This is a genomic window from Mycobacterium sp. ACS4331, assembly GCF_001667265.1.
Taxonomy (GTDB): domain Bacteria; phylum Actinomycetota; class Actinomycetes; order Mycobacteriales; family Mycobacteriaceae; genus Mycobacterium.
On record NZ_LZHW01000102.1, the window covers coordinates 227915 to 249245 of the forward strand.

Genomic DNA, 21331 nt, shown 5'->3' on the forward strand with positions numbered 1-21331 from the left:
GGGGCTGTCAGCGGCGCGCCTCGGCCTGCTTGCGAGCCTTCTTGCGGGCCTTGCGGGCGCTCTTGGCGAGTTCGTCGCTCTGCTCGCGCGCCGCCTCGGCCAGTTCGGCGCTGCGCTCACGGGCCAACTCGGCCCATTCGGTACTCCGCTCGCGGGCGACCTCGGCCAGCTCGCCCCCGCGTTCGCGGGCCGTCACCGCGAGTTCACCGCCGCGCTCCCGGGCCCGCTCCGCCAGTTCGGCGCTGCGCTCGCGGGCCGCCTCCAACAGCGGTGCGCTGCGCTCGGCCGCCACGGCAGCCAGCTCCGCGCTGCGGTCGCGGGCCGCCTCCAGCAGCGGCGTTCCGCGCTCAGCCGCGACGGCGGCGAGTTCACGTCCCCGGTCGGCGCCGACATGCAGGCCGTCGTGGAGCCGATGACCCAACCGGTCTGCCAGGTCTGACTCCGTCGATGACGGCAGCACCGCGGCGACGCTGTCGGAGAGTTTGGCGGCGGCTCGACGACCGCGCCATCCCAGCGAGGGTTTGCCCGCGGTGTCGGCGGCCGCGATCGTCAGTCCCCCCAGCAGGCTCAGGTCGGTCAGGAACTCCCTGCGCTTCTGCGCCTTGAGTTCCGGATCGGCCTCGGCCCAGAACATGTGCGAACCCAGGTTCGCCGGGATCACAGTCGCGGCGAGTGCGGCCGAGGCCACCCTGGGCACCCTGCCGCTGGCCAACAGCACACCGCCGCCGATCTGCACGAGCGCGGTGATCTTGGCGAAAGTCTCGGCGTTGGACGGCACCTTCGAGGCGACGGGTTCCGGCAGCTTCTGCAGGCCCTCGAGCGCGGGGCGGGCTGCGTCGGCGGCCGGTTTCGGACTTCGCAGGGACTCGATGCCCTGGCCGATGAAGGCTGCGGACAGAAGAGGACGGGCGATTCTGCGGAGCAACATGGTCGCGGTGTTCCCCGTGCCACCCGCCCACAAACCTGCACAACGCGGTGAACGGATGTGCCGCACAGCCCAATTACGTCACTCCGTCAGGAGAGCAGTGACCTGGCGGAACGCTCCAGAAGCTCGGCAATCTCCTGGTAGGTGGCGTACCCCATTCCGGCGCGCACCAGCGCGCCGGCGTAGAGCAGTTCCAGGGACTGCACGGAGCCGGGATCGGCGTCGGGACCGAGCGCCGCGGACAGGCGGGCGTTGATCTCCCTCCCGATCTTCACGCGCAGGTAGTCCACGTCGGGGTCCCTGCCGAGCAGTGCGCTGGTCACCGCGCCGGCGAGTTCGGGTTCGTCGGCGAGCAGCAGTGCGATGTGGCGCAGCACCGCGACCGCGCGCGTGGTCGGGTCCCGCGAATCATTCGGTGGGGCGGGGGTGGTGGCCAGACGCCGCCAGAAGACCTCCGCAACCAGGTGTTCCTTGGACGAGAAATACGTGTAGGCGGTCGCGGCCCCGACTCCTGCCTCGGCGGCCACCATCCGAATGGTCAGGCCGGCGAAACCCTCCCGGCTGAGCACCTCCACCGCGGAACGCCCGAGGCGGTCGACGGTGTCGGCCTGTTTCGCTGACAGCCGACGGCGCGTCGCCTCCCGAGTCACCGGTTCGGACACATGTCCGGACGCTACTACAGCCGGACCGGGCGGGCAAGGATATGCCCTGGTTGTCGGGTTGCGGACCGGGTGTAGGTTGCGTTCATGACCGACACCGACGTCGCCGCAGCAGGGATCCCGGAAACCGTGCAGCGCCTCTTCGCGCTCGCCGAGCGCGTGACCGGTTTCATGCCGCAGGACGAGGGGCGGGCGCTGTATGCCGCGGCCCGCGACCATCTCTCGGGCGGCGTGGGAGTCGAGATCGGCACATACTGCGGCAAATCCACGGTGCTGCTGGCGGCGGCGGCGCTGGAGACCGACAGCGTGCTCTACACCGTCGACCACCACCACGGTTCCGAGGAGCACCAGGTCGGCTGGGAGTACCACGACACCTCGATGGTGGATCCGACCACCGGGTTGTTCGACACCCTGCCCACCTTCAGGCACACGCTGGACGCCGCCGCGGTGGACGACAATGTGGTTGCCGTGGTGGGCAGGTCAGCCGTCGTGGCGAAGAACTGGCGCACTCCGCTGCGGATGCTGTTCATCGACGGCGGCCACACCGAGGCCGCGGCGCACCGCGACTTCGAGGGCTGGGCCAAGTGGGTCGAACCCGGCGGGGCACTGATCATCCACGACGTGTTCCCGGATCCGGCCGACGGCGGCCAGGCGCCCCATCAGATCTACTGCCGCGCATTGGAAAGTGGTCAATTCCAAGAGGTTTCGGCCACTGGAACGTTGCGCGTCCTGGAGCGCACCGCCGGGGAACCGGGTCAGCCGGTCGACTGACCCCCGGATCCGATGTGGGAGGCCCACTCGAAGCCTTCCGATGTCATGACATCTCATCTACGACTGCGGTGAATGCGCTCACGAACCAGTCCAGGTCGGACTGCGAGAAGACCAACGGCGGGCGGATTTTCAGGACGCTTGCAGCTCTGCCGCACACCGAGATCAACACGTGCCGTTCGCGCATGGCGTCCACGATGTGCTGCGCTCGCGTGCGGTCGGGCTCCTTGGAGTCGGGATCGGTGACGATCTCGACGCCGGTGTACAGCCCGGCGCCGCGCACATCACCGATGAAATCACAGTTCAACGCAGTCAGTTCGGCGCGCAGGGCCGTGCCGATCGCGGCGGCATGGTCAGCCAGGTCGCCCTCCTGGATGCTGTCGAGCACGGCCTGGGCGGCCGCCATCGAGACCGGGTTGCCGCCAAAGGTGTTGAAGTAAGGGATCTCGCTGGCGAACCGTTCGAGAACTTCTGGACGTGCGGCCATCGCGGCGACCGGAATCCCATTGCCCATGGGCTTGCCCATGGTCACGAGGTCGGGGACGACTCCGTGGCGCTGGAATCCCCACATCGCATCACCCGTGCGGGCGAAGCCGGGCTGCACCTCGTCGGCGATGAACACCCCGCCGGCGCGATGCACGACCTCCACGGCCGGCGCCAGGATGGTGGGGTCGACATAGATCCCGTCCGAGGAGAAGATCGAGTCCAGCAGCAGCGCGCTGAATCTGTGTCCGTGCCGTTCGAGGTCGGCGATGGCGTCGCTGACGCGGGCTGCGAACCACTGCCCGAGCTGCGCCGGGTCGATGCGGTAGGAGTCGGGTGCCGGCACCGTCCGGACGTTCGGCCCCAATGACACCCCGGTTCCCAGCGACGGCGACACTGCCGAGATCAGGGCGCTGTTGCCGTGGTACGCCTCTTCGGTGACGATGACTCCCGTTCCGCCGGTGTGCTGCTCGGCCACTCGCACGGCCAAGTCGTTGGCCTCAGATCCAGTGCAGGTGAACATGATCGAGGAGATCTCATCGGGGAACGTCGCCAGAAGCTGCTCCGAGTAGTCCAGGATTCGGCCATGCAGATAGCGGGTGTGCGTGTTCAGCGCCGACATCTGCTCCGTGACGGCCCGGATGACGCGTGGGTTGCAGTGCCCGACGCAGGGCACGTTGTTGTACGCGTCGAGGTATTCGACACCGTCGGCGTCGAAGACGCGAGCGCCGGCGCCACGCACGAGATGCACCGGCTTCCGGTAGAACAGCCGGTACGACGGGCCCAGCGCCGACCGACGCTTGGCGATCATCGCGTCGGTGGCTGGATCCAGTTCACCGGACCCGGTGTAGCTGTTCGGGTCCATGATGGGGGAGAAGGCCATGTGCGTGTCCTCAGTGGTGTGTGCGGCCAGATGTGCGCGGTCTGAGCTGACCACCCACCCAGGCGTGAGCATTTGGTCCAACCATATCGTAGCAAGGATGGACCAAACCTGGTCCGTCCCTGCGCAGGCGACGGTCAGTGTCTCGCGGGCGACGCTCGATCCTCACAGGACGACGACGGAGCGGAGCACTCCACCGCTGTGCATCTGGTCGAATGCGGCCTCGATGTCATCCAGGCCGATGCGTTCGGTGACGAACTTCTCCAGTGGCAGTCTTCCCTGCAGATGCAGGTCGACCAGGGTGGGGAAGTCACGTTCAGGCAGACAGTCGCCGTACCAGGAGGACTTGAGCGCACCACCGTGGGAGAAGAGATCCACCAGTGGCATGTCCAGGGTCATCGCCGGGGTGGGGACCCCGACCAGCACCACGGTCCCCGCCAGATCGCGTGCGTAGAACGCCTGCTTCCAGGTGCTGGGCCGGCCCACCGCGTCGATGACCACATCTGCACCGAATCCACCGGTCAGCTCCCGCACAGCTTCGACCACATCCGCCTCGGCCGCGTTGACCGTGTCCGTTGCACCGAATTCGCGGGCGTGCGCCAGCTTTCGGTCGTCGAGGTCGACGGCGATGATCTTCTTCGCCCCCACCAGCGCGGCCCCGGCGATGGCGGCGTCACCGACACCGCCGCAGCCGATTACGGCGACGGTGTCGTCTCGGGTCACCGCACCGGTGTTGATCGCCGCGCCGATGCCGGCCATCACTCCGCACCCGAGCAGGCCGGCCACCGCAGGGTCGACAGCTGGTTCAACCTTGGTGCACTGCCCCTGGTGGACAAGGGTTTTCTCGGCGAAGGCGCCGATGCCGAGGGCGGGAGAAAGCTCGGTGCCGTCCTTGAGGGTCATCTTCTGGGAGGCGTTGAACGTGTCGAAACACAGATGCGGTCGTCCCCGTCTGCAGGCACGGCACTGCCCGCAGACCGCGCGCCAGTTCAGGACGACGAAGTCGCCGGGGACGACGCCGGTGACACCCGCACCGACAGTCTCCACGGTGCCCGAGGCCTCATGGCCCAGGAGAAACGGATATGCGTCGTTGACACCGCCGTCGCGATACGTCAGATCGGTGTGACACACCCCGCAGGCCAGGATCTTGACCACCACCTCGTCTGGTCCCGGGTCTGGAAGGACGATGTCGGTGACTTCGACGGGGGCGCCTTTGGCCCTGGCGATCACTCCGCGGACGGTCTGGGGCATGGTCGACTCCGTTCTGTGGGTGGCTGAGGATGAACGGGCTTCGCAGTCACACCTCGGCCGGCGGTCCGGCACGGCGTTCCTGCGAAGCCCGTTGAACGGCTTACTTGTTGACGACGAACACCTTGCGGATCGTCTCCTGGATCGTCCAGGTGGCGACCTCACCGCCGTCGATCACGACGATGTCGCCCGCGGCGACGTCGATGCTGTCGCCGTTGGTGCCGGTGACGGTCGCTCTGCCCTGCAGGATGTAGACGGTCTCCTGTCCTGGGAGATTGGTGTGCGTTCCCGGGGCGGCCTGCCAGACGCCGTGGTACTGGTCGCCGGTTTCGTTGGTGTAGACCTTGCAGGACGCCACTTCGGCGTCGCTTTCCGGACGCTCCTTGGTCTCGAGTTCTACAGTGGCGGCGTCGAACTTGCGGATCGTGGACATACAGATTTCCTCTCGTTGGGTGTTGCGGTGAGTTCGTGCTGCCAGATTCGGGCTTCACGGAACCACGGTCCGATGCGAACCGTGTGAATTGAACTGCGGTACTGAGCCTTCGGGCGCCGTCAGCCCGGCAGCACAGCTGCGCCCGAGGACGCCAGATACACGTTGGCCATGTCGACGGTGATCTTGGAGTACCGCGGAGCCTCCTGCGACCACAGTTCGGTGCCGGGGCGCGATCCCAGCCAGGACAGGATGACCATCCGGCGCATCATGATCAGCGTCGGGATGATCGCGATGTCGTCCTCATCCAGTGGGCGCACGTCGGTGTAGCCGGCCAGCCAGCTGTCGATGAGGTCGGGAACCAGTGGGTCGTCTTCGATGAAAGTCAACGCACTGGCCAGATCGTAGAGCAGCCAACCGAATCCACAGTCGTCGAAGTCGATGACCGCCACTGCGTCACCGTCCACCAGAACGTTGCCGAGGCGCAGGTCGGAGTGAATCAGGCCGTACCGGTTGCGCCCCTGCCCATATTCGGTCAGGCGCCGCCTGATCAGATCCTCGGCCGCCTGCAGCACCGCGATGTCCGCGGCGCCGACGTTCGGTCCCTCTCGCCACGATCCCCAGTTCGCTGAGGGACCGAAGGCACCGTCGAGATCCCACGAGAGCCTCTCAAACGTCGGTGGTGGTGTCCACGACGTCGCGTGCAGTTGCAGGCGTGCGGTGGTGTGCCCCAACATTCGGTAATCGGCCACCAGGTTGTCTTCTGTGGGCGTACTGCCGGGCAGCACCCTGAAGACCGCGGCCAGGCGCGGCTCGAACCCGGGATGGGTCGCGGTGACGACCAATTCCCCGGAGGGTGTGGACAGTGGCGCCGACACCGTGAGGTCAGTGTCGCGTGCCAATGCCAGCAGCCACATCATCTCGGATTCCACTGCTGCCTTCGTGTGGTAATCGATCGAATGCAGCCGCACCACCACCGGCTCACGGGACTCAAACGAGGCCCAGAAGACGGCATTCTCGGAGAAGGTCAGCAGCTGAAGGTCGACCGGTTCGGGCAGTTCGTAACGTGCCAGTGCGTCGCGGGCCTGTGGTTCCAGGCGCAGAGCCTCTTCTGTGGTTGCCATACCGCATCACACCCCAGCGCAGACATGGATCGCGTGGCGCCCGCCGGGAACCTCCACCGTCAAGTCCTCAGCCTGCGACAAGTCGATCCGTCCCCCGTCCGGCTGTCGGACCACCCCAATCGCGACGGGTGCACCCACGGTGTACCCGTACGCCGACGAGGTGACCGTCCCGACTCGCTCATCACCGAGATAGATGCCCTCGCCGCCCCACAGCGTGACGTCATCGTCGTCCACACGGAAGCCGATCAGCGACCTGGCCGGCTCGGTGTCCCGCAGTTTCTCAACCGCGACACGACCCCGGAACGGGATGTCGGTGTCGAGCTTGCACAGGTGCTCCAATCCGGCCTCCACCACGTTCATCGAGGCGCTGAGTTCACGACCCCACACGGCTTGCAGTTTCTCGATGCGCAGACTGTCGATCGCGTAGTGGCCCGCCGGGCGGATGCCCAGATCGGCGCCCTCGGCCAGCAGCAGTTCGTAGACCGCGACCGCACACTCGCTGGGGACGTGCAGCTCCCACCCGTCCTCACCCACCCCGCTGGTGCGAGAGACCCGAATGAAGGCATCACCGAGGTGCAGGCACCGACTTGTCGAAGGCGGGAAACCCTCGTCGCTGAAATCGGCGTCACTGCACCGAGCCAACAGTTCGGTGGACCGCGGGCCAACCACCGCGAACACGGCGTGGCCAGATGTCACATCGAGCACGCGGGCGTCCGAACCGGAGTCGATGCTGCGCCGGATGTAGGCCAGATCCCGCACCTGGTAGGCGGTTCCGGTGTGGATCAGGAACTCGTCAGCCGCAGTCCGCGTCACGACCACCTCGGTCTCGATTCCACCGTTGTCGTTCAGCATCACGGTGCGAACCACCGAGCCCACGGGTCCGCCGACGTCACCGGCACAGAGGTTCTGCAGGACCGATTCGGCATCCGCACCCCGCAGGAGGAGCTTGCCCACCGAGGTGGAGTCGAACACCGCCACGTTCTCGCGCGCGGCCTGATGTTCCTCTCCGGTGTTGGCGTGCCAGTTCTGACGCCCGAGGACGTAGTCGACCTCAGGCGAGTTACCCGCCCCGGCGAACCAGTTGACCCGCTCCCAGCCCAACTTGGTGCCGAATGACGCACCGTGCTGCTCGTGCACGTGATGCACGGGGGAGCGCCGGACGCCCCGCCCCGACACCGGTTCCTTGTTCGGAACCGGCAAAGCATAGTGGGCACTGAGGGTTTCGATGGTCCGTTGACGCAGCCAGCGGTCGCTTGCGGCATAGGAGCCGAAGCGTGCGACGTCGACCGACCAGAGGTCGCGGGTCGGAGCGCCCTCGAGGATCCACTCCGCCAGCGCCAGACCGGCCCCGCCGGCATTGGCGATTCCACCGGAGTTGAATCCGGCGGCCACGTACACCCCATCGACCTCCGGTGTCGCACCGAGCAGGAAGTTGTTGTCGGGCGTGAAGCTCTCAGGGCCGTTGTACAGCATCCGGACTCCGGCCTGCTCCAGCGCGGGAACACGCTGGGCCGCGGACTCCATGAGCGGTCCGAAGTGTTCCCAGTCCTCGCCGAGCAGCTGGAACTCGAACTTCTCCGGAATGTCGGCCGACCGCACCCAGGGCAGGGCGTTCGTCTCGAAGCCGCCGGCGATGAGACCGCCCACTTCGGCCTTGAAGTAGACGCTTCCATCGGGGTCGCGCAGGATCGGGGTGTCGGGGACGATGCCGTCGATCTTCTCGGTCACCGCGTAGAAGTGCTGGGCCGGATACAGCGGGACGGCCACTCCGATGGTGTCGCCGAGGGCCTTTGACCATTGGCCGGCCGCGAGCACCAGCGTTTCGCATTCGATGGTGCCGTTCTGCGTGGTCACAGAACGGGCGCGGCCGTCCACGACCTCGATGCCGGTCACCCGTGTCCGTTCCAGGATCTGCACCCCACGCGATTTCGCGCCACGAGCCAGAGCCTGCGTCAAGTCCACGGGGTTGGCGGTGCCGTCCTCAGGCAGCCAGACGACGCCCTTGAGGTCGTCGGTCTTCAGCAGCGGGTAGCGTTCCTTGGCCTCCTCAAGGCTGATGAACTCCGCCACCGTGCCGAAGGAACGCGCTGAGGCCGCGGCCCGCTGAAGGTGCTTGACACGCTCTTCGGTCCTGGCCACCCACAACGCGCCGCACTGTCGCCACCCGGTGCCGAATCCGGTCTCGGCCTCCAACCCCGCATAGAGTTCGATGCTGTAGCGCGCCAAGGCCGTCATGGCCTGGTTGGGGCGCACCTGGCCGACGATTCCGGCCGCGTGCCACGTTGTCCCACAGGAGAGTTCGCCCTGCTCAAGCAGCACCACGTCCGTCTGGCCGAGTTTGGACAGGTGGTAGGCGATGCTGCAGCCGATGACGCCGCCACCGATGATCACAACGCTCGCCCTGCTGGGCTGGCTTCCAGGTGCTGCCATTGGGTGAACCCCTTCAGAATTTGAGTGAACCTTTAAACCGCTTGGTACTACCGTAATTAGGCCATTACGGATCAGCCATGTCAACAGGCGACACGGAACCGAGCTGGGGCCGGTTTGAGACACTCTTGGTCCAACCAAAAATGGCCAGTGTTGCCCGACGTCTGCTAAATTGGCCCCGTGTCCACCCACTCCAACGGTCAGTCATCGGACTCCGTGTCTGCGGTGGAGAGCTCGCGCGATCGGGTCCTGGAGTTGGTGTCCAAGCGACGCCTCGGTGCCGGCGACAAGCTGCCCTCTGAACGGGAGATGGCGGACTCATTCGGGGTCAGCCGCAACACGCTCCGCGAGGCACTGGGAATGTTGGAGCGCTCGGGATATGTGGTGCGCCGCCCAGGCAGGGGTGGCGGAACGTTCGTCGCGAAACCCAAGGTTGAGCGCGACCTGACGATTCTCACGGGGTTGCCTGGGCATCTTCGCCGGCAGGGACACGCCTCGTCGGCGCAGGTGCTGTCGGCCCGTCTGATGGGGGCCGACAGCTGGACAGCCAGCGAGCTGCAGATTCCGGAGAACGCACCGGTGTATGAGATCGTTCGGCTTCGCCTCTCCGACGGGGAACCGATCTCCCTGGAACGCAACCGGTTTCCCGCCGAGCGGTTCCCCGGCCTGTTGGAGCACCCCATGGGCGGTTCCATCTACGACATCATGCGCAATGAGTACGGTGTCCCGCCGAAACGTGCTCGGGAACGCATAGAGCCGATGGTGGCAGGTGCGACCGAAGCGGCCGCACTTGGCGTGCGGGAGGGTGAGCCGGTGTTGTCGGTGGACCGGGTGACCTACGACGCGGACGATGTCCCCGTGGAAGTCGGCCTCGACCTGTTCCGGGGTGACCGCACGCGGGTGGTGGTCTGGGTGGAATCGCCCGAGGACACCGTCATCGAAGTCCATAAGCCCACCGCGGAGGCGGCCGCGACCTGGTGAAGGCAACGCCAGGGCAACACGTTGCACTGGGCCCAGAACCTGGGTGAGCGTCAGCTCTCGACGGTCACGCACTCGCAGTCGAAGTCGTTCTCGAGACCGCGGGGCAGGGTCTCGTCCCGGAAGATCGCCGCACCGGGCGTGGCGCCGGAGAGCGCGTCGGCGGCCAGCACGACCGCTGCCCCGGTCCACGTGGTGCGCTCGACGGGCCAGCGCTTGCCGTCGGCGTACACCAGACCGGTCCAGTACGAGCCGTCGCGTTCGCGCAGATGCTGCATGTTGGCGAACTGTTCGAGCGCGCGGTCCCGCTCGCCCATGGCGTCCAATGCCAGTACCAGCTCACAGGTTTCGGCTCCCGTGACCCACGGTCGGTCATCCACACACCGGATGCCCAGACCGTGCACCACGAAATCACTCCAGCGCGCCTCGATGCGCTCCTCGGCCTGACGACCGCGCATCGCTCCGCCGAGGATCGGGTAGTACCAGTCCATCGAGTGGTGCGGCTTCTCAGTGAACCCGTCGGGATGGGCCGCGATGGCGTGGCCGAGACGGCCCAGCGCCACTTCCCACTCGGGCTGCTCGCGGCCCAGGTGATCGGCCAGCGCCACCGCGCACCGAAGGCTGTGGTAGACGCTGGCCGAACCGGTCAGCAGGGCCTCCTTCAACGGCCCCGAAGACGACTGTGCCCAACAGATCTCGCCGCCGGGCAGCTGCAGGTCGACCACGAAGTCGATCGCCGCCGCCACGGTGGGCCACATCAGCTCGGCGAATGCGTCGTCACCGGTGCACAGCACGTGGTGCCAGACGCCCGTCGCGATGTAGGCGCAGAAGTTGGTGTCGCTGTTGGCGTCCTCGATGATTCCGGCCCGGTACTGAATCGGCCACGAGCCGTCGGGACGCTGTTCACGGCGACACCATTCGAACGCTTTTCGGGCGGGCTCGAGCAGACCAGCGGTCGTGAGCGCCATCGCGCACTCGACGTGGTCCCACGGGTCGGTGTGCCCGGTCGGCGACCAGGGGATCGCCCCCGAGGACTCCTGGGTGGCCGCGATGGAGACAGCCGTCTCCAGGCACTGTGCACCGCTGAGGATGCCCGCTACGGCGGGAAGCTCAGACGAGGGCAACATTCACCGCCGGCTTGTCGAAGTACAACGCCACGCTCTTGCCGATCACCGGGTTGAGCGCGGACTCGGCAAGCCGGGTCAGCAGCGGGCGCTGCATCATGTCCCAGACCAGCATCCGGTGGTAGGTCGCCACCGCGGGATGATCGCTGTGTTCCACGCCGACAGCGCATTTCAGCCACCAGAACGGCGAATGGAGACTGTGGGCGTGGTGGGTGTGGGTGAACTTGAGCCCCTGCGAGGCGATCTTGCGGCGCAGTTCGCTGGCCTTGTAGATGCGCACGTGGCCACCCTCGTTGGCGTGGTACTCATCCGACAGCGCCCAGCAGATGCGCTCGGGAAGCCAGCGTGGCACGGTCACGGCGAGCTTGCCGCCGTCCTTGAGCACTCGGACCAACTCGGCGATCGCGGCGTCGTCCTCGGGCACGTGCTCGAGGATCTCCGACGCGATGACGACGTCGAAAGTGCCGTCCTCGTAGGGAAGTTCCAGCGCGTTGCCGACGACGGCCCGCGCCCGGGCGGACTCGGGCACCTCACCGGCCTCCGCCATCGCCTCGAACATCGTTGCGACATTGTCGAGTTCGGCCGCGTCCTGATCGAAAGCGATCACGTCGGCACCGCGACGGTAGGCCTCGAAGCTGTGCCGGCCGGCACCCGCGCCCACATCGATGACTTTGGTGCCGGGCCCGACTCCGAGGCGGTCGAAATCGACGGTCAGCATGCTGCACTCCGGTTCATTGCGCGTTGATAGACACCTACGGTCTGAGCGGCCACCGACTCCCAGCTGTACACCTCGACAGCGCGCTGGCGGCCGGCGATGCCGATCTGGTACCGCCGCTCGGGTGAATCCAGCAGGTCTGCCAGGGTCGCGGTGAGCGCCTCGACATCGCCCGGCGGGACCAGCTCGGCGCACGCGCCCTCACTTCCCAGCACCTCGGGCAGCGCACCGGCGCGGCTGGCCACGATCGGCGTACCGCTGGCCATCGCCTCCACCGCGGGCAACGAAAAGCCTTCGTAGAGCGAAGGAATGCAGGCGATTTCGGCCGAGGCCAACAGGGCGCCGAGTTCGTCGTCGGTCAATCCGCTGGAGATGTGCACGATATCGGCGATGCCCAGTTCGGCGATGCGGCGAAGCGTCGGCCCATTGCTCTCCAACCGCGCCACCAACTGCAGTTCCACGTCACGCTCGGTCCGGAGCTTGGCGACGGCGTGCAGCAGGTTCGACACCCCCTTGAGCGGGACGTCGGCGCTGGCGATCGCGATGATGCGGCCCGGCACCCGGGGCTCCAACGTCGGCTTGAACACCTCGGTGTCGACGCCGAGGGGCACCACGTGCAGCTGGTCGGCGCTGACGCCGAAGTCCTCGGCGATGTCCGCGGCCGACGTGCCCGACACCGTGAGCAGATCCGGGATCTGCCGTGCGACCCGCTTCTGCATCTGCGCAAAGCCGTACCACCGGTGCACCAGGGGCTTGCGCCACCACTTGGCCGCCGCCAGATCCAGCACCCGGTCGCGGGTGATCGGATGATGAACGGTCGCGACCACGGGCATGCCGGACTCGGCGATCCTGAGCAGACCCGTCCCCAGGCTCTGGTTGTCGTGGACGACGTCGAAGTCGTCACGGCGCTCGGCCAGCAGCCGCGCCACGCGCAACCCGAAGGTCCGTGGTTCGGGGAACCCGGCCGACCACATGGTCAGAAGCTCGAGCAGGTCGATCCCGGTCTTGATCTCACTGGGCCGCGGCACCCGGAACGGATCCGGTTCGCGGTACAGGTCGAGGCTGGGCACCTCGACGAGCTTGACGCGGGGATCGAGCCCCTCGGGGTAGGGCGGGCCCGAGAAAACCTCGACGTGGTGTCCGAGTTCCACCAGCCCGCGGGACAGGTGCCGGACATAGACGCCCTGCCCGCCACAGTGGGTCTTGCTGCGGTACGACAACAAGGCGATCCGCATCTCAGGCCACCCCACCGATAATTCTGGACATGTGTCCAGACCTTAATTCTCCGTGCTGACCTGTGCAACGCACCCCGGACTGACCAGGGCCGATACTCACCATCCAGTGGTCAGTACCCGGTCGAGCATGTCGGCGAAGAAGTCGGCCGAGGCCTGCGACAGGCACATCGGGGGTTTCATCTTCAGGACGTTCTGGTGATCGCCCGTGGGCTGCACGATGACCCCGAGTTCCCGCAGGCGCTCGCAGATCCCGGCAGTCTCGGTGACCGCGGGTTCCAGCGTGGTCCGATCGCGGACCAGTTCGACGCCCATGTAGAGCCCGCTGCCGTGCACGGCCCCGATCAGCGGGTGCCGGTCGGCGAGTTCGGCCAATCGGGCCTTGAGGTGGTCGCCGACGACGGCCGCGTTGTGCTGCAGGCCCTCCTGCTCGATCACGTCGAGCACGGTCAATCCCACGACACACGACACCGGACTGCCGCCCGCCGAGGAGAAGAAGTATCCCTGCGTGCGGTAGGCCGCGGCGATGTCGCGCGTGGTGATGACGGCGCCCAGCGGTTGGCCATTGCCCATCGCCTTGGCGACGGTCACGATGTCCGGTACCACGCCCTGACCCTGGAACCCCCAGAACCAGGTGCCCAGGCGGCCGTAGCCCACCTGGACCTCGTCGGCGATCGCCAGACCGCCGGCGGCCCGCACCGCGCGGTACACCGCGTCGAGGTAGCCGTCGGGCAGCGCGATCCCGCCGGCGTTGCCGTAGAACGGTTCGCAGATGAATGCGGCCGGCGGATGTCCCTGCGTGACAAGACCTTCGATGATCGACACGGCCTCGGGCGCATAACGCCAGGCATCGTCACCCCGATGCTCGCCGCGAAAACTGTTGGGCGACGGCACGGTGTGCACCCAGCCCGGACGGGTGCTCAGCGCATTCGGGTTGTCGGCCACTGAGGTGGAGATGGTGTCGGTGGCGTACGTCCAGCCGTGGTAGGCCTCGGCGACGGCCACGACGTCCTGCCGCCCTGTCGCGGCGAACGCCAGACGCAGCGCGAGGTCGACGGCCTCGGAGCCCGAGTTCACCAGGAACACCGTGTCCAGAGGAGCCGACAGCGTGGCGGCCAATCGTTCCGAGAACTCGACCACGGCGCCATAGTTGAAGCGCGAGTTGGTGTTCAGCCGACGCCACTGTCGCGCAACGGCGTCAGCCAGCCTCGGGTGGCCGTGACCGATGGCCGCGACGTTGTTGACCATGTCGAGGTGGCTGCGACCGTCGGTGTCGAGCAGGAACTCACGCCATCCCCGCTCGATGCGCGGAGGTTCGCGGTAGTACTGCTCCTGCACCGAGGCCAGGGTCGCGCTGCGCCGCGCGGCCAGCGCCGGTCCGGCCTCGATCGTCGCGGGCGCCGCATCGTCGAGCCCCAACAGACCCGAGGGGTCGACGGCCAGCGCCAGCCAACCGGGGGCGTACTCGGGACGCACGAAGCCCGGGACCGCGACGGAGTCACCGGTGAGCGCCTGCACCCAGATCCGGCCCGCCGCCACCGCGATCTGTGCGCCCGCGCTGACCGCATGCCCGACCTCGACGGCCGCCGACAGCGCCTCACCGCGGAGGTGCAGGGTGCCGGTGTCACCGGCCAGCACAATCTCCGTCTCTCCGGCGGCGCGGACGAAGGCGGAGAAGGGGGCCCTCAGCGGCGTCGGGGCGGGAAGCCAGACGTCGACCCCCGTCGGCACGGTCGCCGGAGACTCGCTGTGCAGCGCGATCGCCCGCGTGAGCCGGGGGAGACCATGGTGGGTCACCGCCGCGCCAGCGCCCGCCCGCAGAACCCCTCGGGCGAGGTCGTCCTCGACCCCGGGGTCCAGCCACCGTCCGCCGTCGAGGAGGTCGGACTCGGTGCCCAGGTCGAGCCGGACCGCACCGGCCGCCACGTCAGGGGGCAGCAGGGACGACTGCGCTGCGGCGCGGTCGTGGTCGGCGGCGAGCCCGAGGTGGTGGGCGATGAGGGCCGTCATCACCTCGGCCGGCACGTCGGTGGATCGTTCGAAGATCTGCCACTCGAACTCAAGCGCCTGTGTCGCGTAGTCGTTGTCGGCGTCGATCGCGGCCTGCTGGTTGCCGCTGACCACCAGGGTCGCCGCGCGCAGCACAACCAGCGGCCACAACGCGTGGACCTCGACGGCGGTCAGCGGACGTTCCCGGTGGAACGCCGCGATCAGCGGCAGCGTCGCCGAGGGTTCACCGCCCGCGTGCCGCAGCACCGACGACACCGCGACCGCGAGCTCGCCGACGGCCCAGGATCGCGTCAGGTCGCCGAAGTCGATGATCCCGTCAGGGGCCCGGTCGCCGTCGGGCGCACACACCACGTTGTCATCGGTGATGTCGCAGTGGATCACCTGCACGGGCAGCGCGCCGGCGATGTCGCGCACCGCGTTCCACGCACGGTGCGCCGCCTCAGCGATCCTCGTCCGGCGAGCGGCGTCGGTGACGAAGGGCAGCAGCAGGTCGATCGCGCGGTCGGCGTGCTGCAGGTCCCACTGCAGAACCCGGTCGACGCCGGACGCCTCGAAGCTGGCCAGTGCCCGACTGGCTCGGCCGGTCAGGGTGCCCAGTGCGGCCCACCGCTGCGGTGCGACGTACCGATCACCGCTGAGTGAGCCGCCGTCGAGGTGGGCCAGGATCCGGGCGAACAGGGGTTCACGGCCGTCGAGCTCCACCCGGGCGATCGCGGGTCTGTCCGACGCGGCCGCGTTGTAGGCCGTGCGGATCCCGGATTCCGCGTCAGCCACGTGACGGGCCGCGGCATCCTGGGCCTCGATCTCTGCACGGCTGAAGGCGGGATTCGCGATCTTGAGCACACCGAGTACAGCACCGTCCGGGGACCGCAGAAGGAAGTTCGCGTCCTGCTGGCTGCCGAGCGGTTCCGCGGTCGCGTCGAGGCCGAAGTGCTCGGCGGCGATCCAGGCGGCTTCGTCGGTGGAGACGACGGGTGCCGGCAGTTGGCCGGCCGCGAAGAAGTCGAATGTGGTCATCTCGCAGCGATCCGGGTCATCGTCCTCCGTCCGGCCCCAACCCCCACTCAGCGGTTTCACTGTACTTGGCGAGCCGATACGGTGATGCGATGCGCGCGTTGGTCATCGTCGACGTTCAGAACGACTTCTGTGAGGGCGGGTCGCTGGCCGTCGCGGGAGGGGCTGAGGTGGCGGCGGCGATCACGGCCCGCCTCGCCGGCGACCACGGGTACGACCATGTGGTGGCCACCAAGGATTTCCACATCGATCCCGGCGACCACTTCTCCGAGAACCCGGACTACTCAACGTCCTGGCCCCGGCACTGCGTCGCCGAGACCGCAGGCGCCCGGTTCCACCCCGACCTGGACACCAGCGCGATCGAGGCGGTGTTCCACAAGGGAGCGTATGCCGCGGCCTACAGCGGTTTCGAAGGCACCGACGCGGATCAGACCCTGCTGGCCGACTGGCTGCGCGCTCGCGGCGTCGACGCGGTGGACGTCGTCGGCATCGCGACCGACTACTGCGTACGCGCGACGGCCGAGGATGCCCGGCGCGCAGGCTTTTCCACCAGGGTTCTGGTGGATCTGACCGCCGGTGTGGCGCCTGCCTCGACGGCGGATGCGCTCACCGCGCTGCGGGCCGCCGGCGTCGAGATCGCCTGACTGTGGGCGCCGATTCGGACCGTCTGCTCGCTGCGGTGGAACGCTCGCCGGAGGCCGCCGCGCGCCACGATCGCGACGCGTGGGTGGCACTGTTCACCGATGACGGACGCGTGGTGGACCCCGTGGGCTCACGCCCCCACGTCGGCACGCATGAGCTGCGGCGATTCTTCGACACGTTCATCGGGCCCCGGGACATCACCTTTCACCGCGACGTGGACATCGTGTCCGGCCACAGTGTGCTTCGGGACCTCACCCTGGGGATCCGGATGAGCGCATCGGTGTCCCTGGCGGTGCCGGCCATCCTGCACTACGAGTTGCGCGACGTCGGTCCCACTCCACAGATCGTGGCACTGCGGGCCTACTGGGAGCTGCCACCCATGATGTGGCAGTTCGCCCGCACCGGCGTGGCCGCCGTGCCGGCCGGCCTGGCGCTGACGCGCGCACTGCTGTCGAACCAGGGCCTGAGTGGGACAGCGGGTTTCCTGAGCGGGGTCCCCGCCCCCAGGCGGCGGCAGCGGGCCCTCCTGACAGCCGCGCTGACGGCTCTGTCGGTCGGGGATGACCTGGCGATTCGCCGGGCGCTGTCGGGGGTTCATCTGCCCGAGGGCTTCGACCAGATCCGGGCACGACTGCGCGGAGCGCACTGGCGCCGCCCGCTCTCGGCGGGTCGCAGCGCGGTCGCCACGGTCCATGCCGGTGACGGTGCGCTGGTGCTGCTCGCCGACTTCACCGGCTCCGCACGCATCGAACGGCTTCAGGTGTTCGCCTGACCGGTCACATTCGCGCGTAGCGGGCCAGCACCAGGCAGTAGGCACCGTAGGCGGCGATGCCCAGAGCCGAAGCGAGCAGGAGCACCTTCCCGAACGGGGCCTGCCCCAACGTCTTCACGGCCGCGTCGATGCCCGCGGCCTTGGCCGGGTCCGCCTTGATCGTGGCGACGATGACCAGCAGCCCAGCACCGCTGAGCACTGCCCCCTTCGCGAGGTAGCCCACGGTCCCGGTCGCGGTGACCATCGAACCGCCGGCTCCCCGCAGGTCGTCGAGGAACTTCTGCGACGCTCCCTTGTAGACGTGGTAGCCGCCGACCCCGATCACCGCGAGACCGACCACGATCAGCACGGCTTTACCGCCCCCCGACTGCATCAGTCGCGCGCTCAGGCCCGCGTTCTGCTGGCCGCTCGACTGACCCTGCCCCGTCGCGAAGCGGATCGCGGAGATCGCCAGACCACAGTAGATCAGTGCCAGCGCAAGCGATTTGACCCGCTTGGCCTGTTTCTTGAGTCCGTGGTCACCGCTGCTCGGTTCGTTGGGATGTGAGCCCACCACGGTCTCGGCCAGCCGCCACAGGGCCAGCGCGAACAGTCCGACCGCCGCCAACCACAACGCGATCGCGCCGCCGGTCTGCTGGCCCAAGGTGGCCAGTGCACCGGACTGGTCCGCGTTCTGGCCACCGCCGGTCGGTGCGTTGAGCGCGAGGCGAACGATGATGTAGGCGACCAGCAGGTGCAGCACAGCGCTGATCGCATACCCCGCCCGTGCGCCGTACTCGAACGCGTTGGTGCTGGTGGCGTCGTCCACCGCGCGGTGGACCTGGCCGTGCGACATGCGCGTCAAATACCCGGATCCACCCACGCACAAACGAGGGTCTGCGGTGTCTCGGTACGGCTAGACGTCGCGCTTTCGGCGGTACAGCGTGCCCAGGCCCAACAGGATGAGGCTGATCACCAGGATCGCCGTGGCGAGTACGTCGATCTGCGGGGGCACCGCAGCCTTGGACGCGGCGTTCACGTACAGGGGGTAGGTCACGGTCGACCCGCTGACGAAGTACGTGATGATGAAGTCGTCGAGCGAGAGCGCGAATGACAACATGCCCGCGGCGACGATGCCCGGAACGATCAGCGGCAGAGTCACTTTGAAGAACGTTCGGGTGGGATCGGCGCCGAGGTCCATCGAGGCGTCCTCCAACGTCCAGTCGAATCCCCGCACCCGTGCCCGAACGGTCATCGCGATGAAGCTGATCTGGAACGCCACGTGTGCGATCACGATCGTGGTGAACCCGGCGGCCCAGCCCAGATCGAGGAACAGGATCAGCAGCGAGGCGCCCATCACCACCTCGGGTGCCGTCAACGGCACCACGAGGAACGTCTCGACGGCCTTGCTGCCGGCGAAACGCTGCCGCACCAACGCGACTGCGAGCAGAGTGCCGAGCACCAGGGCGATCGCCGTGGACAGACCCGCGACCGCCAGGCTCATCTGCAGTGCCTTGGTCAGACCCGGGTACTTGAACGGGTTGGCCCAGTTCTCCAGTGTGAAGCCCTGCCAGGTGTAGTTGAACTTGCCCGAGGGCTTGTTGAACGACATCAGCACGATCACGAAGATCGGCAGGAAGATGTAGAACATCACCAGGCCGGCGATGACCCGAAGCACGATGTCGCCGAACTTTCCGCCGCTCGGCGACCATCGGGCGAACCTCGACGGCTTCTTGGGAGCCACCGGGGGAGTGTCGGGCCCGGTGGTGGCCACAGTCACGCTCATACCAGGTCCTCCGAGCCCAACGCCTTCGTGTAGGAGAGCACGCCGACCAGGATGAGCGCCATCAGCACGAAGCTCACCGCGGCCGCGGCCGGGTAGTCCTTCACGATCAGGAACTGCTTCTGGATCACGTTGCCGATCATCGTGGTCTGGGTGCTGCCCAGATACTCGGCGTTGATGAAGTCACCGACCGAGGGGATGAACACCAGCATGCTGCCGGCGATCACACCGGGGATGGACAGCGGCAGGATGACCTTGCGGAACGCCCGGAAGCTCGACGAGTACAGGTCCCGCGAGGCCTCGAGCAGGCGCGGATCGATCTTCTCCAGGCTGACGTACAGCGGCAGGATCATGAACGTCATGGAGTTGTAGATCAAGCCGCCGATCACGGCCCACGCCGTGGACAGCAGGCGGCCGTCCGACGGCAGCAGGCCGATGGTGTCGAGCATGCGGACCACGAACCCGTCGTCGGCCAGGATCGTCTTCCAGGCCAGCGTGCGAATCAGGAAGGTCACGAAGAACGGCAGGATCACCAGACCCAGCAGAAGGTTCTTGTACCGCCCCGACTTGAACGCGATCACATACGCCAGCGGGTAGGAGATCAGCAGCGACACCACGGTCGCCGTCAGCGCGTACCCCAGCGATCGGACGATCTGATCGGAGTACGTGCTGAACGCGTGGGCGTAGTTGCTGAAGTTCCAGGTGAACGTCAGCGTCGGCAGGTACACCGAACCGCCCGCCGACGACAACGACGTGCGGAACAGTGACCAGAACGGCACCACGAAGAAGATCGCCAGGTACGCCAGCGCAGGCAGGATCATCAGGTAGGGCGCGATCCTGCTGCGCTGCCGACTGCTGCTGGCAACGCCTGCCATCTAGAAGCTCACAGTCATTGCGTCAGCCACCCGTCACTGCGGCGTAGGCGGTGTTGAACTCCTGGGTCTGCTCGTCGGTGAGAGACGGCCACGAGTGCATCTTGGCGATGGTCTCCGGCGACGGGTTGATCAGCGGGTTGTTCGCGATCGCCGGGTCGATCTTGGTCAGTTCGTCGGTCATGTCGGACAGCACCGGCACGAACTGGGTCGCGGCGATGAGCTTCGCGTAGTTGGCGCGGTCGTAGACGTAGTCGATCCACGCCTCGGCGCCCTTCTGGTTCTGCGTGGTGTACGGGATCACCTGGGTGTCGATGAACCACGTGCCGCCGGATTCGGGGACGATGAACTCGAGGTCGGGGTTGTCGGCCTGCAGCTGGACGACGTCGCCCGAGTAGGCCTGCGCGACGACGATGTTGCCGGCCGCGAGGTCGTCGAGGTAGTCGTTGCCGGTGAATCGGCGGATCTGCCCCTTGTCCTTCTGCTCCTTGACCAGGTCGACGGCCTTCTGCACCGACTCGATGGTGGGATCGGTGATCGAACTGCCCTGGGCGAGCATGACCAGCCCGATGCCGTCCTGCATGTCCGAAAGCAGGCTGACCTTGCCCTTGAAGGCGGGATCCCACATGTCGTCGAGCGTGGTGATCGGACGGCCGGTGGCGGCCTTGTTGTAGGCGATGCCCACCATGCCCGACATCCACGGGGCGATGTAGTTGCGGCCGGGGTCGACGGCGGCGTCGGCCAGATCGGAGCGCAGGTTCTTCTTGTTCGGCACCCGGGCGTCGCTGATCTCGTTGAGCCAGCCCAGGCCCTTGAGGCGGGCCGCCATGAACTCGCTGGGGATCACCAGGTCGGTGCCGATGTCCTGGCGGCGCGACAGCGGTTCCTTGTACTTGGCGAACCACTGCTCGTTGTCGTTGAAGTCTTCCTTGTAGTCCACGGTCAGGCCGCTGGCCTTCTGGAACGCCGCGATGAATCCGTCGGCCATGTACGACGGCCAGTTCGAGATGCGCAGGGTGCCGGTGGCCGGCGAGCCGTCGTCAGGTTCGCGGGTTGCGGTGCTGGGTGAGCCGCTGTCGGATCCGCAGGCGGTCAGGAATGACGGCCCGAGCACGAGCGCGGCCGCGGCAGCGGCGCTGCCGCCGAGGAAGCGGCGGCGCGACGAGCGGTTGGCCGCCATACGCGCCAACAGCCGGGGGTCGATGTCATTCGGGGAGGGAGCCATGGCCACAGTGCCTTTCCAACGCGACTGCGAGCAGAGTGTGG

General features: G+C 67.4%; 19 protein-coding genes. 4 read left to right on the plus strand and 15 right to left on the minus strand.

The genetic code is table 11. The features are described from left to right. Positions 1-7: 7 nt before the first annotated feature. Both A5727_RS24405 and A5727_RS24410 read right to left on the minus strand, forming a co-directional pair. Positions 8-928: a DoxX family protein gene (locus A5727_RS24405; protein ID WP_068256491.1), complete on the minus strand. Its 921-nt coding sequence runs from the start codon at positions 926-928 to the stop codon at positions 8-10. Between the two features lie 86 nt (positions 929-1014). Next, positions 1015-1587, minus strand: coding sequence for a TetR/AcrR family transcriptional regulator (locus A5727_RS24410; RefSeq protein WP_068256494.1), 573 nt, complete (start codon positions 1585-1587; stop codon positions 1015-1017). 84 nt (positions 1588-1671) lie between these two features. Here A5727_RS24410 and A5727_RS24415 point away from each other — a divergent pair, with 84 nt between their 5' ends. Further along, positions 1672-2355: a class I SAM-dependent methyltransferase gene (locus A5727_RS24415; protein ID WP_068256497.1), complete on the plus strand. Its 684-nt coding sequence runs from the start codon at positions 1672-1674 to the stop codon at positions 2353-2355. 43 nt (positions 2356-2398) lie between these two features. Here the strand turns inward: A5727_RS24415 and A5727_RS24420 are convergent, their stop codons facing one another. From A5727_RS24420 to A5727_RS24440, 5 genes are all read right to left on the minus strand, one after another. Further along, complete coding sequence (locus A5727_RS24420) at positions 2399-3718, minus strand: aspartate aminotransferase family protein (RefSeq protein ID WP_068256632.1); 1320 nt, start codon at positions 3716-3718, stop codon at positions 2399-2401. Between the two features lie 162 nt (positions 3719-3880). Further along, a complete protein-coding gene (locus A5727_RS24425) occupies positions 3881-4966 on the minus strand; it encodes an S-(hydroxymethyl)mycothiol dehydrogenase (protein ID WP_068256500.1) in 1086 nt (361 codons plus the stop codon). A 100-nt stretch (positions 4967-5066) separates the two neighbouring features. Further along, positions 5067-5396, minus strand: coding sequence for a cupin domain-containing protein (locus A5727_RS24430; RefSeq protein ID WP_068256503.1), 330 nt, complete (start codon positions 5394-5396; stop codon positions 5067-5069). A gap of 119 nt (positions 5397-5515) precedes the next feature. Next, positions 5516-6517 carry a phosphotransferase enzyme family protein gene (locus A5727_RS24435; protein ID WP_068256506.1) on the minus strand — a complete coding sequence of 334 codons (1002 nt, stop codon included), beginning with the start codon at positions 6515-6517 and terminating at the stop codon, positions 5516-5518. A 6-nt stretch (positions 6518-6523) separates the two neighbouring features. After that, on the minus strand, positions 6524-8947 hold the full coding sequence (locus A5727_RS24440) for a GcvT family protein (protein ID WP_082950004.1): 2424 nt from the start codon (positions 8945-8947) through the stop codon (positions 6524-6526). A gap of 177 nt (positions 8948-9124) precedes the next feature. Between A5727_RS24440 and A5727_RS24445 the strand changes: the two genes are divergently transcribed. Beyond that, positions 9125-9925, plus strand: a complete 801-nt coding sequence (locus A5727_RS24445; protein ID WP_082950005.1) for a GntR family transcriptional regulator — start codon at positions 9125-9127, stop codon at positions 9923-9925. 50 nt (positions 9926-9975) lie between these two features. Here A5727_RS24445 and mmpH read toward each other — a convergent pair whose 3' ends face one another. The 4 genes from mmpH to A5727_RS24465 all read right to left on the minus strand — a co-directional run bounded on the left by mmpH (position 9976) and on the right by A5727_RS24465 (position 16020). Further along, the gene (gene mmpH, locus A5727_RS24450; protein ID WP_068256635.1) at positions 9976-11046 is read right to left on the minus strand and encodes an MMP endo-(1,4)-3-O-methyl-alpha-D-mannosidase; all 1071 of its coding nucleotides are present in this window, start codon (positions 11044-11046) and stop codon (positions 9976-9978) included. After that, positions 11033-11764, minus strand: a complete 732-nt coding sequence (locus tag A5727_RS24455; RefSeq protein ID WP_068256516.1) for a class I SAM-dependent methyltransferase — start codon at positions 11762-11764, stop codon at positions 11033-11035. Before A5727_RS24455 ends, mmpH begins: the two co-directional genes overlap by 14 nt. After that, on the minus strand, positions 11758-12996 hold the full coding sequence (gene manT, locus A5727_RS24460; protein ID WP_068256519.1) for an MMP alpha-(1->4)-mannosyltransferase: 1239 nt from the start codon (positions 12994-12996) through the stop codon (positions 11758-11760). The genes A5727_RS24455 and manT overlap by 7 nt, the downstream gene beginning before the upstream one ends. Positions 12997-13092: 96 nt before the next feature. Continuing rightward, complete coding sequence (locus A5727_RS24465; protein WP_068256522.1) at positions 13093-16020, minus strand: aminotransferase; 2928 nt, start codon at positions 16018-16020, stop codon at positions 13093-13095. Between the two features lie 89 nt (positions 16021-16109). Between A5727_RS24465 and pncA the strand changes: the two genes are divergently transcribed. Then, the gene (gene pncA / locus A5727_RS24470) at positions 16110-16661 is read left to right on the plus strand and encodes a pyrazinamidase PncA (RefSeq protein WP_068256525.1); all 552 of its coding nucleotides are present in this window, start codon (positions 16110-16112) and stop codon (positions 16659-16661) included. Beyond that, complete coding sequence (locus tag A5727_RS24475; protein ID WP_068256528.1) at positions 16658-17431, plus strand: nuclear transport factor 2 family protein; 774 nt, start codon at positions 16658-16660, stop codon at positions 17429-17431. The genes pncA and A5727_RS24475 overlap by 4 nt, the downstream gene beginning before the upstream one ends. Before the next feature lie 4 nt (positions 17432-17435). On the opposite strand, the gene A5727_RS24480 is transcribed toward A5727_RS24475, so the two are convergent. From A5727_RS24480 to A5727_RS24495, 4 genes are read right to left on the minus strand one after another with little or no spacing between them, the layout of a single operon-like run. Then, the gene (locus A5727_RS24480; RefSeq protein ID WP_068256531.1) at positions 17436-18266 is read right to left on the minus strand and encodes a DUF1206 domain-containing protein; all 831 of its coding nucleotides are present in this window, start codon (positions 18264-18266) and stop codon (positions 17436-17438) included. Positions 18267-18326: 60 nt separating this feature from the next. Next, positions 18327-19196 carry an ABC transporter permease gene (locus tag A5727_RS24485; protein ID WP_082950006.1) on the minus strand — a complete coding sequence of 290 codons (870 nt, stop codon included), beginning with the start codon at positions 19194-19196 and terminating at the stop codon, positions 18327-18329. Continuing rightward, on the minus strand, positions 19193-20068 hold the full coding sequence (locus tag A5727_RS24490; RefSeq protein WP_068256534.1) for an ABC transporter permease: 876 nt from the start codon (positions 20066-20068) through the stop codon (positions 19193-19195). Before A5727_RS24490 ends, A5727_RS24485 begins: the two co-directional genes overlap by 4 nt. 22 nt (positions 20069-20090) lie before the next feature. Further along, positions 20091-21290: a polyamine ABC transporter substrate-binding protein gene (locus tag A5727_RS24495; protein WP_068256642.1), complete on the minus strand. Its 1200-nt coding sequence runs from the start codon at positions 21288-21290 to the stop codon at positions 20091-20093. Positions 21291-21331: the final 41 nt, after the last annotated feature.